11 protein-coding genes are annotated in these 12,561 nt (G+C 72.6%); 6 read left to right on the top strand and 5 right to left on the bottom strand.

Annotated features, from left to right (window positions below; translation table 11 throughout):
• Nucleotides 1-2: 2 nt before the first annotated feature.
• Nucleotides 3-851 (top strand): formate dehydrogenase accessory sulfurtransferase FdhD, encoded by an 849-nt coding sequence (fdhD, locus tag ACFC51_RS15600; RefSeq protein WP_376370204.1) that lies wholly within the window; start codon nt 3-5, stop codon nt 849-851.
• 73 nt (nt 852-924) lie between these two features.
• Here the strand turns inward: fdhD and ACFC51_RS15595 are convergent, their stop codons facing one another.
• Nucleotides 925-1,956, bottom strand: coding sequence for a bile acid:sodium symporter family protein (locus ACFC51_RS15595; RefSeq protein ID WP_376529072.1), 1,032 nt, complete (start codon nt 1,954-1,956; stop codon nt 925-927).
• 115 nt (nt 1,957-2,071) lie between these two features.
• On the opposite strand from ACFC51_RS15595, the gene ACFC51_RS15590 reads away from it, so the two are divergent.
• From ACFC51_RS15590 to ACFC51_RS15580, 3 genes are all read left to right on the top strand, one after another.
• A complete protein-coding gene (locus ACFC51_RS15590) occupies nt 2,072-2,965 on the top strand; it encodes a LysR substrate-binding domain-containing protein (protein ID WP_376370207.1) in 894 nt (297 codons plus the stop codon).
• Between the two features lie 226 nt (nt 2,966-3,191).
• On the top strand, nt 3,192-4,991 hold the full coding sequence (locus ACFC51_RS15585; protein ID WP_376370208.1) for an AMP-dependent synthetase/ligase: 1,800 nt from the start codon (nt 3,192-3,194) through the stop codon (nt 4,989-4,991).
• Between the two features lie 135 nt (nt 4,992-5,126).
• On the top strand, nt 5,127-5,963 hold the full coding sequence (locus tag ACFC51_RS15580) for an aldo/keto reductase (RefSeq protein ID WP_376529070.1): 837 nt from the start codon (nt 5,127-5,129) through the stop codon (nt 5,961-5,963).
• 93 nt (nt 5,964-6,056) lie between these two features.
• Here ACFC51_RS15580 and ACFC51_RS15575 read toward each other — a convergent pair whose 3' ends face one another.
• Entirely contained in the window at nt 6,057-6,800 is a 744-nt protein-coding gene (locus ACFC51_RS15575) for a class I SAM-dependent methyltransferase (RefSeq protein ID WP_376370210.1), read from the bottom strand.
• Between the two features lie 148 nt (nt 6,801-6,948).
• On the opposite strand from ACFC51_RS15575, the gene ACFC51_RS15570 reads away from it, so the two are divergent.
• The gene (locus ACFC51_RS15570) at nt 6,949-7,770 is read left to right on the top strand and encodes a MerR family transcriptional regulator (RefSeq protein ID WP_376529237.1); all 822 of its coding nucleotides are present in this window, start codon (nt 6,949-6,951) and stop codon (nt 7,768-7,770) included.
• 205 nt (nt 7,771-7,975) lie between these two features.
• The gene (locus ACFC51_RS15565; protein ID WP_376370212.1) at nt 7,976-8,938 is read left to right on the top strand and encodes a LysR substrate-binding domain-containing protein; all 963 of its coding nucleotides are present in this window, start codon (nt 7,976-7,978) and stop codon (nt 8,936-8,938) included.
• 18 nt (nt 8,939-8,956) lie between these two features.
• Here the strand turns inward: ACFC51_RS15565 and ACFC51_RS15560 are convergent, their stop codons facing one another.
• The 3 genes from ACFC51_RS15560 to secD all read right to left on the bottom strand — a co-directional run bounded on the left by ACFC51_RS15560 (nt 8,957) and on the right by secD (nt 12,545).
• The gene (locus ACFC51_RS15560) at nt 8,957-9,262 is read right to left on the bottom strand and encodes a 4a-hydroxytetrahydrobiopterin dehydratase (RefSeq protein WP_376370213.1); all 306 of its coding nucleotides are present in this window, start codon (nt 9,260-9,262) and stop codon (nt 8,957-8,959) included.
• Between the two features lie 115 nt (nt 9,263-9,377).
• Nucleotides 9,378-10,121 carry a YoaK family protein gene (locus tag ACFC51_RS15555; RefSeq protein WP_376370335.1) on the bottom strand — a complete coding sequence of 248 codons (744 nt, stop codon included), beginning with the start codon at nt 10,119-10,121 and terminating at the stop codon, nt 9,378-9,380.
• A 132-nt stretch (nt 10,122-10,253) separates the two neighbouring features.
• A complete protein-coding gene (gene secD, locus ACFC51_RS15550; protein WP_376529068.1) occupies nt 10,254-12,545 on the bottom strand; it encodes a protein translocase subunit SecD in 2,292 nt (763 codons plus the stop codon).
• Nucleotides 12,546-12,561: the final 16 nt, after the last annotated feature.

Here is a 12,561-nt window from a genome sequence, read left to right as displayed (position 1 = left end):
CTATGGGACGGGTCACCGAGCGTCGCCGCACCATCCGCATCCGGGACGGGGCGGTCACGACCCGCCCCGACACCCTCGTCGCGGAGGAGCCGCTGGAGATCCGGCTCAACGGCAGGCCGCTCGCCATCACGATGCGGACCCCGGGCGACGACTTCGCGCTCGCGGCCGGCTTCCTGGTGAGCGAGGGCGTGATCGGCGAGGGCTCCGAGGTGCAGTCGATCGTGTACTGCGCCGGGGCGACGGCCGACGGTGTGAACACGTACAACGTGGTGGACGTGAAGCTCGCGCCCGGCGTCGTCGTCCCCGACATCACGCTGGAACGCAACGTCTACACCACCTCGTCCTGCGGCCTGTGCGGCAAGGCGAGCCTCGACGCCGTACGCACCACGACCCGCCACCCCGTGTCCGACACTCCCCCGGTCCGGGTGACGCCGGCCCTGCTCTCCGCCCTCCCCGACCGGCTGCGCGAGGCGCAGCGGGTGTTCGACCGGACCGGGGGCCTGCACGCCGCGGCACTGTTCTCGCCGGAGGGCGAGCTGCTCGACATCCGGGAGGACGTCGGCCGCCACAACGCCGTCGACAAGCTCGTGGGGCGCGCCCTCACGGACGACCGCCTGCCGCTCTCCCGGTCCGTCCTGCTGGTGTCGGGGCGCGCCTCCTTCGAGCTGGCGCAGAAGGCGGTGATGGCGGGGATCCCGGTGCTCGCGGCGGTCTCCGCGCCGTCGTCGCTGGCCGTGGACCTCGCGGCCGAGAGCGGACTGACCCTCGTCGGCTTCCTGCGGGGCCAGTCCATGAACGTGTACGCGGGAGACCACCGCATCGCCCTCGGGGCGGCGGTGGGCCAGGGCTGAGACCGGCCCGCACGGGGCAGGGGTCCGGCCGGCGGGGAGCGCCCCGTGCCGGCCGGGCCCTCTCAGGCGTGCGTCAGCTCACGGGAACGGGGTGCTGCGCCACCGTTCCGGTGTCCGGCTGAAGGTCGCGGGAGCGGCGCTTGGCGATCACCGCACAGACCATCAGCTGCATCTGGTGGAAGAGCATCAGCGGCAGCACAGCGAGGCTCGCGTGCGCACCGAACAGGACGCTCGCCATCGGGAGCCCGGCCGCCAGGCTCTTCTTCGACCCGGCGAACTGGATGGCGATGCGGTCCTCACGCCCGAAGCCCAGGCGCTTCGCGCCGTACCAGCTCAGCGTGAGCATGAGGGCGAGCAGCACGGCCTCGGCGGCGAGCAGCCCGCCGAGCCGGAGCGGGGTGACCTGGTGCCAGATCCCGGCCACCATGCCCTCGCTGAAGGCCGTGTAGACCACGAGCAGGATCGAGCCGCGGTCGACGTAGCCCAGCACCTTGCGGTGGCGGCCGATGAATCCGCCGACCCAGCGGCGCAGCAGCTGTCCCGCGAGGAAGGGCACGAGCAGCTGGAGGACGATCTTCACCAGGGCGTCGGTGGAGAACCCTCCCGCGCTCCCGCCGAGCAGGACCGCGGCGAGCAGCGGGGTGAGCACGATCCCGGCGATGCTGGAGAAGGAGCCGGCGCAGATCGCGGCCGGCACGTTGCCGCGGGCCATCGAGGTGAAGGCGATCGACGACTGGATGGTCGACGGGACGAGGCACAGGAAGAGGAAGCCGTCCTGGAGCTGCGGGCTCAGCACGTAGGGCACCAGCCCGTGGCCGGCGAGCCCGAGCAGCGGGAACACCAGGAAGGTGCAGGCCAGGACGGTGAGGTGGAGCCGCCAGTGCTTCAGCCCGTCCAGCGCCTCGGCGGTCGACAGACGCGCGCCGTACAGGAAGAAGAGCAGGGCCACCGCACCGGTCGACGCGCCGCCCGCGATGTCGGCGCCGGTCCCCGACACGGGGAGGAGCGCCGCGAGGACCACCGTGCCGATCAGCGCCAGGATGTACGGGTCGACCGGCAGCCAGGACGGCAGCGCGGGTATACGGCGGCTGGTGCGGCGGCTCATGTGCTCCGTGCCCTCTCGGTGGAATCGTGGCCTCCCATCCTGCTCCTGAACACTGCGATCGGGAATCCGGTACACCGCACTGACTGTCATCACGAAAGGCGATAGCCTCGGCCGCGTGTACGACCCCGTCCAGCTCCGCACCTTCCTGGCCGTCGCCCAGACCCTGAGCTTCACCCAGGCGGCGCGCCGGCTCGGCGTGCGCCAGTCGACCGTCAGCCAGCACGTCCGCCGCCTGGAGTCCGAGGCAGGCCGGCAGCTGTTCGCCCGGGACACGCACCGGGTCGACCTCACCCAGGACGGCGAGGCCATGCTGGGGTTCGCCCGGACGATCCTGCAGGCCAACGAGCGGGCGGCGGCGTTCTTCACCGGCACGCGGCTGCGCGGCCGGCTGCGGTTCGGAGCCTCGGAGGACTTCGTCCTGACCCGGCTTCCTGAGATCCTGGAGTCCTTCCGGCGCGATCACCCCGAGGTCGAGCTGGAGCTGACGGTGGAGCTGTCCGGTGCGCTGCACCGCCAGCTCGCGGCGGGCCGGCTCGATCTGGTGCTGGCGAAGCGCCGTACCGGTGACACCCATGGTGAGCTGGTCTGGCAGGACACCCTTGCCTGGATCGGCGCCCCGCAGCTGCGGATCGACCCGGACCGCCCGCTTCCGCTGATCGCCTTCCCGCCCCCCGGCATCACCCGGGCCCGTGCGCTGGAGGTGCTGGAGGAGCACGGCAGGGCCTGGCGCTTCGCGTGCACGAGTGCGAGCCTCAGCGCGCTGGTGGCGGCGGCGCGGGCGGGCCTGGGGGTGATGGCGCACACCCGGGGGCTCATTCCGCCGGGTCTCGTGCCGGTGCCCGCCCGGGCCGGCCTGCCGGAGCTGGGAGATGTGGATTTCGTGCTGCTGCACGGACGCCGCCGGGACACGGCCCAGGAGGCCGCGGACGCCCTCGCGGCGGCGATCCTGGCGGGCGGGGACCGGCTCCACCGCGGTCCGGTCCTGCCCGCGCACCCGGATCCGGCGTAAGCGCCGCGTACAGATTCGGTGGAGATTCCCGCCCCAGCTACTTACCCGGTGGTCAGAAGTGCGCCCGAGCCTTGCCCTTCTGGCCCGATTTCTACGGTCGGACTGGCCAGATGCCACGTTTTCCGGAGACTTCGGACCCTCCCGGATGCCCACGCGGTGAGGTAGCGTCGCGGCGCCGTGCGGAGCCACAAGGAGCAGGTCATTGCGTGAGTTCACCGTCCCACCCATGGCCGCTGCCCCTCAAGTCGGCGGTCTTGCCGATACCGTCTTCGATTTCGCGGAGGAGGATCCGCACCGGACCGCCCTCGGCCGCAAGGACGCGGAGGGGCACTGGCACGACGTCTCGGCCGCAGCGTTCCGCGACGAGGTGCTGGCCCTGGCGAAGGGGCTGATCGCCCAGGGTGTCCGCTTCGGCGACCGGGTCGCCCTGATGTCCCGTACGCGCTACGAGTGGACGCTGTTCGACTTCGCCCTCTGGACCGTGGGCGCCCAGTCCGTGCCGATCTACCCGACCTCGTCGGCCGAGCAGGTCCTGTGGATGCTGCACGACGCCGAGGTCGCGGCCGTCATGGTCGAGCACGAGGACCACGCCATGACGATCGGCTCCGTGATCGACCGGCTGCCGCATCTGCGCCGGCTCTGGCAGCTGGACGCCGACGCCGTGGCCGAGCTCACCGAGGCCGGGGCACTGATCGACGACGAGGTCGTCCACCGGCACCGCCGCGCGGTGACCCCCGACTCGGTGGCGACCGTGATCTACACGTCCGGCACGACGGGGCGCCCCAAGGGCTGTGTCATCACCCACGCCAACTTCATGTTCGAGGCCGACACCATGGTCGCCCGCTGGCACCCGGTGTTCCTCTCCAAGCCGGGCGAGGAGGCGGCGACGCTGCTCTTCCTCCCGCTCGCTCACGTCTTCGGACGCATGGTGGAGATCGCGGCGCTGCGCGGCCGGGTGAAGCTGGGGCACCAGCCGGAGCTGTCCGCGAAGGCGCTCATGCCGGACCTGGTGGCCTTCCGGCCCACCTTCATCCTGGCGGTGCCCTACATCTTCGAGAAGGTCTTCAACGGCGCCCGGCGCAAGGCGGAGTCCGAGGGCAGGGTCGGAGCCTTCGACAAGGCCGTCGACATCGCGGTGAAGTACGCCGAGGCCCTGGAGGACCGCGCCTTCGGTACCGGCCCCGGACCGTCCGCCGGGCTGCGCATGCAGCACCAGTTCTTCGACAAGGTCGTCTACCGCAAGGTCCGCGAGGCGATGGGCGGCCGGGTGAGGCACGCGATGTCGGGCGGCTCGGGCATGGACCGGCAGCTCGGCCTGTTCTTCGCGGGCGCGGGCGTCACGGTCTACGAGGGCTACGGGCTCACCGAGACGACCGCCGCCGCGACGGCCAATCCGCCGGAGCGGACCCGCTACGGCACGGTCGGCCAGCCGATCCCCGGATCCTCGGTGCACATCGCCCGCGACGGGGAGATCTGGGTGCACGGCTCCAACGTGTTCTCCGGCTACCTGGGCGACCCCAAGTCCACCGACGCCGTGCTGAACGACGGATGGCTGGCCACCGGCGACATCGGCTCGCTCGACGACGACGGCTATCTGACCATCACCGGCCGCAAGAAGGAGATCCTCGTGACCTCCGGGGGCAAGAGCGTGGCCCCGAGCGGCCTGGAGGAGCGGGTGCGCGCCCATCCGCTGGTCGCGCAGTGCATCGTCGTCGGGAACGACCGGCCGTACATCGCGGCGCTCGTCACCGTGGACCACGAGTCGGTGGAGCACTGGCTCGCCATGCAGGGGCGTACGCCGATGCGCGCCGCGGACCTGGTGCGCGACTCCGAGCTGGAGATGGAGGTGCGCCGGGCGGTGGTGGCCGCGAACACGGCGGTGTCGCAGGCGGAGTCCATCCGCACGTTCCGCATCCTGGCCCACCAGTTCACCGAGGAGCACGGACTGCTGACCCCGTCGCTCAAGCTGAAGCGGAAGGCGATCGAGACGGCGTACTCGGCCGAGGTCGACGCGCTCTACCGGTGAGCGCACCCCGGCCGGTCTGACGCGCCATCAGGGGCACCCCGTCCGGTTCACCGGATCGAGGAAGCCGGGAATGCTCGGGCCGCCCCGATCGTTGTCCCCACGAGAACCGACCGACAACGTAAGGATCGACTGCTCGTGAGCCAGGTCCCCACCATCACCCTCAACAACGGCCTCGAGATGCCACAGCTCGGCTTCGGCGTCTGGCAGGTGCCGGACGACGAGGCCACGGCGGCCGTGACCACGGCCCTGGAGGCCGGGTACCGGAGCATCGACACCGCCGCGATCTACGGGAACGAGGCGGGAACCGGAAAGGCGCTGGCCGCTTCCGGTGTGCCCCGTGAGGAGCTGTTCGTCACCACCAAGCTGTGGAACAGCGAGCAGGGCCACGACTCGACGCTGCGCGCCTTCGACGCGTCGCTGGACAAGCTGGGTCTCGAGTACGTGGACCTCTACCTCATCCACTGGCCGGTGCCCGCGAAGGACGCCTACACCGACACGTACAAGGCCTTCGAGAAGATCCTCGCCGAGGGCCGCGCGAAGGCCATCGGCGTCTCCAACTTCCACCCGGAGCACCTGGAGCGCCTGCTCGGCGAGACCTCCGTCGTCCCGGCGGTCAACCAGATCGAGCTGCACCCGCAGCTCCAGCAGGCCGGGTCCCGCGCCTTCCACGCCGAGCACGGCATCGTCACCGAGGCCTGGTCGCCGCTGGGCTCTGGCAAGGGCCTCCTGGACGTCCCCACGGTCGTCGCCGTCGCGCACAAGCACGGCAGGACCCCTGCCCAGGCGGTGCTCCGCTGGCACCTCCAGACCGGCCACGTGGTGATCCCCAAGTCCGTGACGCCGTCACGGATCGCGGAGAACATCGATGTCTTCGGCTTCGAGCTGGACGCCGACGACCTCGCCGCGTTCGCCGCCCTCGACGAGGGCAAGCGCCTCGGCCCGGACCCGGCCGAGTTCAACGCCGGGGCCTGAGCCCCTTCCGTTCGCATGAGGGTGCCCCACCGTGTCCGCGGTGGGGCACCCTCATGCGGGCGTCCCCCGGACGGGACGGGGCAGGCACCACGCTCACCCGCGTGCCCGGAACGCCAGCAGCCGGTACGCCGGGTCGGCGCGGGGGGTGTCGGGGTCGGGCAGCGCGACGAGTTCGTCCGCGAGCCGGGTGGCGTCCGTCCCGGACAGGGCCAGCCGCGACGCGTAGTCCCCGCGCAGCACGGCCCTGGCCACACGCCGGGGCGAGCGTCCCTGCCCATGACCGGCGAACCCGGCGTCACCGGCCGGTTCCAGGCCGACGTGGCCGGCGTACCCGGTGACCAGGTCCGCGGCGTCGGCGGGCCGGGCGCTGAGACAGGGGGCGAGCACCGCGTCGATGTCGCTGCCCACGTCGTGGCCCGCATCCTTGTCGACGGTCGCGACGAACACCCCGCCGGGCCGCAGCACACGGGCCGCTTCCGCCACCACCTCCCGGACCAGGCCGTCGCCGCGCAGCAGATGCAGCAGCCAGACCGCGCTCACCACGTCGACCGTGCCTGCGGCCAGGGGCAGCCTCCGCACATCGGCCAGGGCGACCGCGCCGACACGCTGCCGGGCGAGCCGCGCCATGCCGTGCGAGGCGTCCGCGCCGAACACGCGGAGCCCGGGGCGCCCCAGCGCGATCCGCTCGGTGACCAGCCCGGTCCCGCAGCCGATGTCCAGCAGGGTGCGCGCGGTCGGAGGCACGAGCCGGAGGACCGCACCGGCGGCGGCCTCGGCGCGCGGCGTCCCGCCCCGGGTGGCGTCGTAACGAGCGGCTTCCGTGTCGTAGTCCAGCACGGGACGATCCTACGAGGATGCCGGTGTCCGGTGCGGTGGCTCCTCACGACGAGCACCACGGACGAGGGGCCCCTGGCTGCCGTCGAGGCGTGCGGGCCGGCCGCTCCTTGACCCTGACACCGTGTCAGATGCTGAACTCGGAGACATCATGTTCACCATCGGAGACTTCGCCCGCCACGGCCGCGTCTCGGTCCGGATGCTGCGCCACTACGACGCGACCGGACTGCTGCGCCCCGCCCATGTCGACCCCGCCACCGGCTACCGCTCCTACACGGCCTCCCAGCTCGGCCGCCTCAACCGCGTGATGGCGCTCAAGGACCTCGGCCTCACCCTTCGGCAGGTCCGGCGGATCCTGGACGAGGAGGTCAGCACCGAGGAGCTGCGCGCCATGCTGAGGCTGCGGCAGGCCGAACTGGAGGCAGGCATGGCGGCGGCCGCCGCGCGGCTGGTCCAGGTCGAGGCGAGGCTCCGGTCGATCGAGAGCGAGGGGCGCATGCCCACGGACGACATCGTCATCAAGAGCCTTCCGGCGATCCGGGTGGCGGAGCTGACCGCGACCGCCGCGAGTTTCGAACCCGAGGACATCAGCCCGGTCATCGGGCCTCTCTACGAGGAGCTGTTCAGCCGCTTGGAGGCGGCGGGCGTCGTGCCTTCGGGTCCCGGGGTCGCGTACTACGAGGACGCACCGGAGGGCGGAGGCCGGATCAGCGTCCACGCCGCCGTCCAGGTCTCGGCCACGCTCCGGGACGGTGGCTACCAGGTGCTCGACCTGCCGTCCGTCGATCAGGCGGCGACCGTGTTGCACCACGGCTCGATGGACACCGTGCTGCCCACGTCGCAGGCGCTGGCCCGCTGGATCGACGGCAACGGGTACCGCTCCACCGGCTACCCGCGGGAGATCAGCCTGGAGTGTCCACCGGACCGGGACGAGTGGGTGACCGAGCTGCAGGCGCCGGTGGCCGGGTCCTGACACGCGGGCACCGCGGGCACGGCTGACCGGTCACCTCGGCCGCGCAGGACGGCCGGCCGGGGGCCACCGGGACCTCGGCCGGTTGCTCCGGGCCGGGAGCCCCTTGGCCGGGAGATCCCGGCCAAGGGGCTCCCGGCCGGGCCGCCTCAGGAGCGAAGCCTCTCCACGTATTGCCGAGGGACGCCATCGCCCCTACCGTGCGCGCATGGAGCTGGAGTTACGTCATCTGCGTGCCGTACGGGCCATCGCCGACACCGGCAGCCTCACCAAGGCCGCGGCGGCTCTCGGGCTGGCGCAGCCCGCACTCAGCGCCCAGTTGCGGCGGATCGAGAAGACCCTCGGCGGGCTGCTCTTCGAGCGGGACCACACGGGCGCACGGCCCACCCCGCTCGGCGAGTTGGTGCTGGAACGCGCGCGGGTGGTGCTGCCCGCGGTCAGCGGGCTCCAGGAGGAGGCGGTGCGCTTCGCCAACGCGTGGGCCACCGTGGAGCGGTTCCGGCTCGGCGGCACGCACGGCCCTCTGCTCGGCGGGCTCGTCGACCGGCTGGCCGCCGCGCATCCCTCGGCACCGGTGACCACGCACACCTCGTGGTCGGTCGCGGAGATCGCGTCGCTGCTGATCGACGGCAGGCTCGACTTCGCGCTGATCGGCGCCTGCGGGGAGAGCCCGCCGCCGATGGCCGAGCGGCTGGTCTGGGAGGTGATCGGCGTCGACCCGGTGTTCGTCATGCTGCCCGAGAACCATCCGCTGGCCGGTGAACAGGAGCTCGGGCTCTCCGCGCTGGCGGACGAGTGCTGGGCGGACGTGCCGGGCGACGGCTGCTTCGCCGACTGCTTCACCACGGCCTGCGCACGCGCCGGCTTCACCCCTGTGTCGGTGTACGAGACGGACACGGCGTCCGTCGTCCACCTGGTCCAGGTGGGCAGGGCGATCGGACTGTGCCGGGCCACCTTCCCGCCGACGCCGGGCCTGGTGACCCGGCCCCTCGCGGGCTCACCGCTGAGCTGGCGCCATCTGCTGGGGCGGCACCCGCGCTCCGTCGCCGCGGGTGCGGCGGCCGCGGCGGTGACCGGGCACACCCGGGCGGCGTACGCTCAGGCGGTGCGGCGCAGCGGCAGCTACGCGGGCTGGCTCGCCGCACACCCCCGGTTCGGTCCGGCGCTCTGATCTCCCGTACGGCGGCGCCTACTTCGCCCCGTGCCCCGCAGCGATCGCCTCGACGCGCGCCGCCAGCGCGAGGTCCTTCCGTGTGACGGCGCCGCCCGCGTCGTGGGTGTGCACGGCGAGGGCCACGGTGTTGTAGCCCAGCGTCAGGTCGGAGTGGTGGTTGAGCTCCTCCTGGATCTGGGCGACGTGGACGGTCAGCCCCGCCGCGGCGAAGTGGGAGGGCAGCCGGTAGGTGCGGGTGATCCGGTCCCCCTCCAGCTGCCAGCCGGGCAGTTCATTCAGTCCTGCCTCGATGTCGTGTGCGGAGAGCGGTTCGGCGGGCATACGGCGACTCCTGGGGCGTATCGGTGCGGGCAACAGTGCCCGTGACGTTACGGTCCGGGTCCGCCGGCTGTCGCGCCCGACACAGGACGAAGCCGCCCCCGCGGCCCGGCCCGCTTCATCCGGCTTCGGGCGGCCGTGTCCAGGGGGCGTCGCTCCGGGCGAACAGGGTCGCCGCGGTGGTCACCGCGGCGAGGAGGACCACGGCGATCAGCAGGGGCAGGGCCGTGTGCCCGTTCAGCAGGGCCAGGGCCCCGAGGAAGGCGCCGGCCAGCATGGCCGCGGCGGACAGGGCGCGCCGCCCCGCCCGACTGCCGGGCCCCTTGGCGAGCCGGCTGTCGGCGATGGTCCCGGTGAGGGTGCGGGTCAGCACGGTCGTGGTGAGATCGGGCACCGCGAGTGCCCGGACGACGGCGTTCTGCACGCCGAGTCCCAGGCCGAGCAGCACGATGAGCGCGAAGCGGGCCCCTCCGGTGTACGGCCCTCCGGAGACGAGGGCCACCGTCAGGGCGGCGGTGACGAGGACGGTCTCGACGAGGAGCGCGTGCTGCAACTGCCGGCCCCGGTGGGCCCCTGCCCGGTGGACGGTGAAGCCTCCGGTCAGGGCCCCGGCCGCGAACGAGGCGAGCGCAGCGGCGGAGGCGGGCGTCGAGAAACCCGGTGCGCCGGCGAGGGAGAAGCCCATGAGGACGACGTTGCCGGTCATGTTCGCGACGAAGACATGTCCGAGGAGCAGGTAGCTGAACGCGTCGACCGCCCCGGTGAGCACGGTCAGCACCAGCATCACCGGCGGCAGCGGCCCGTGCGGCCCGGCCATGTCGGGTACGAGCGTGTCCCGGGCGTCACGCAGCACGGCAGGCACGAGCGGCACGCTCCGTTCACTGGTCGTGGTCAGGATTGTGCCGCAGCCCGCCGGGCTGCCCGGCCCGTACGCGCCGGACGGGGTGCACCGGGGGTGCGGGTCCACCCGGCCCGGCGCGTACGGGCCCACGGGCTACACACGTGCTCCCGCGTCGTCCGGGTACCGGCGTGTCCGCCCGCGCTTCGTCCCGCGCTGCGGCGCCCGCTTCCCTGTGGGAGGCGGGGCCGTGCGGCGCCTCTCGAGAAGGACTGCTCCCGGCACCGCGGTCAGCACCGAGGAGTAGGTGCCCACGCAGATGCCGATGAGGAGGGCGAGGGCGAAGTCCGCGAGCGAGTCACCGCCCAGCACGGCGAGGGCGACGAGGATGAACAGGGCGCCCATCCCGGTGTTGACGGTGCGCGGGACGGTCTGGAGGACGGCGCGGCCGGCCACCTCGGCGAACGGGGTGCGCCGGCTCCGGGCCCACAGCTCCCGTACCCGGTCGAAGACCACGACGGAGTCGTTGACGGAGTAGCCGATGACGGTCAGAAGGGCCGCGAGGAAGATCCCGTCGACGGGGCGGCCGAGCCACGCGAAGGCACCGACGAGCACGACGACGTCGTGCACCAGCGCCCCGACCGAGGCCACGGCGAACGTCCAGCGGAACCGGACCGCGAGATAGGCGAGTTGCACGAACACGGCGATGCCCAGGGCGATCAGGGCGTTGCGCCGGAGTTCGTCGCCGAAGCTGGGCCCGATGAGCTCGTCCCGCACCTTGGCCGTCGCGCCGCCCTCCTCGGCCAGCGCGGCGCGCAGGGCGTGTTCCCCGTCGTTGTCCAGCGTGCCGGTGCGTACGGAGAGGTCGCGGTCGCCCGCGGTGGTGACGTCGGCATCGGTGAAGCCGGCGGCGGCGATCGCGTCCCGGGCCGCCTCGGCACCGACGGGGCGGCTGGTGGAGTACTCCATCAGCCGGCCGCCGGTGAACTCGACACCCAGGTCGACGCCGCGCACGAGAATGCCGGTCACGGAGAGGAGGACGAGTGCGATGGAGACCGTCAGCCAGCGGCCCGGCGACCGGAGGAGCCGGGGGTCACGCGTACTCAGCCAGGTGCGCAGGCGCCCGGGGCGCGCGATGCCGTTGACACCCGGGTAGTCGTTGACGAAGCGGGAGCCCGCCGCGATCTCGGTGAGCGCCCGGGCGATGACGAGCGCCGAGAACATGGAGGCCATTACGCCGATGCCCAGCGTGACCCCGAAGCCCTTGACCGGTCCGGAGCCCAGGAGGAAGAGCAGACCCGCTGCGATGAGCGTGGTGACGTTGGAGTCGGCGACCGCGCTCCGCGCGTGACAGAAGCCTGCCGTCAGTGCGGAGCGGAGCGGTCGGCTCGTCCGGTGCGCGTACTCCTCGCGGGCCCGTTCGAAGACGAGGACGTTGGCGTCGACCGCCATGCCGATGGCGAGGACGAATCCGGCGAGGCCCGGCAGGGTCAGGGTGACTCCGAGAGCGACCAGGGCGGCGTAGGAGATCACCCCGTACGCGGCGAGCGCGAGGGCGGCAAGGGCTCCGGAGAGCCGGTACGCGTAGGTGATGAAGAGGGCGGTGGCCGCCGCGCCGATGAGTGCGGCCCTGGCGCTCGCGTCGATGGCCGCGGCGCCGAGTGTCGGCCCGACGGTCCGCTGTTCGACGATCTCGACGGGCACCGGGAGTGCGCCGCCCTTGATCAGCAGCGCGAGGTCACGTGCCTCGTCGGCGCTGAAGGAACCGGTGATGCGGGTGGAGCCGGAGGGCAGTCCGCCCTCGCAGGCGACCGACGGATCGACCTGGGGCGAGGAGATGACCTTGCCGTCGAGGACGATCGCGACGCGTCGGCGTTCGTCCCCGGCCGGATGGCAGGCGGCGTCCCCGGTGAGCCGCTTCCACTCCTGTCCCGCGTCCTGGTGGAAGTCGAGGGAGACCGCCCAGCCCGTGCCCTGCTGGGCGTCGAAATCCGCGGTGGCGTCCTCGACCCCCGCGCCGGTGAGCCGCTCCGGGCCGAGGACGAGGAGAGCGCCCTGTTCGTCGGGCAGGGTCGTTCGCCCGTCCTCCTCCGCCCCGGTCCCCCGCACGGGGTGGAAGCCGAGCTGGGCGGTCCTGCCGATGACCTCGGCGGCCTGGCGCGGGTCCTGGACATCGGGCAGTTCGACGATGATGCGGTCCTCGCCCGAGCGGGTCAGGACCGGTTCGGCGACACCGAGCGAGTCGATGCGCTGCCTCAGCACCTCCAGGGTGCGATCGGTGCTCTCCCGGTCGGCCTTCGCCGTTCCGGAGTCCTTGGCCTGCAGCACCATCCGGGTGCCGCCCCGGAGGTCGAGGCCGAGTCCGGGTGACATGGTCAGCGTGATGAGCACGGCGACGAGCAGCACGGCGGCAGCCAGAACCGCTCGCACCGTGGTGGCGCGAGACATGGGATTCCCCTCGGAT

Origin of the sequence: Streptomyces sp. NPDC055962 (assembly GCF_042270185.1) — a bacterium.
Classification (GTDB): domain Bacteria; phylum Actinomycetota; class Actinomycetes; order Streptomycetales; family Streptomycetaceae; genus Streptomyces.
Note: the sequence above shows the minus strand (reverse complement) of the source record. Positions and strands in the feature narration are given on the sequence as shown.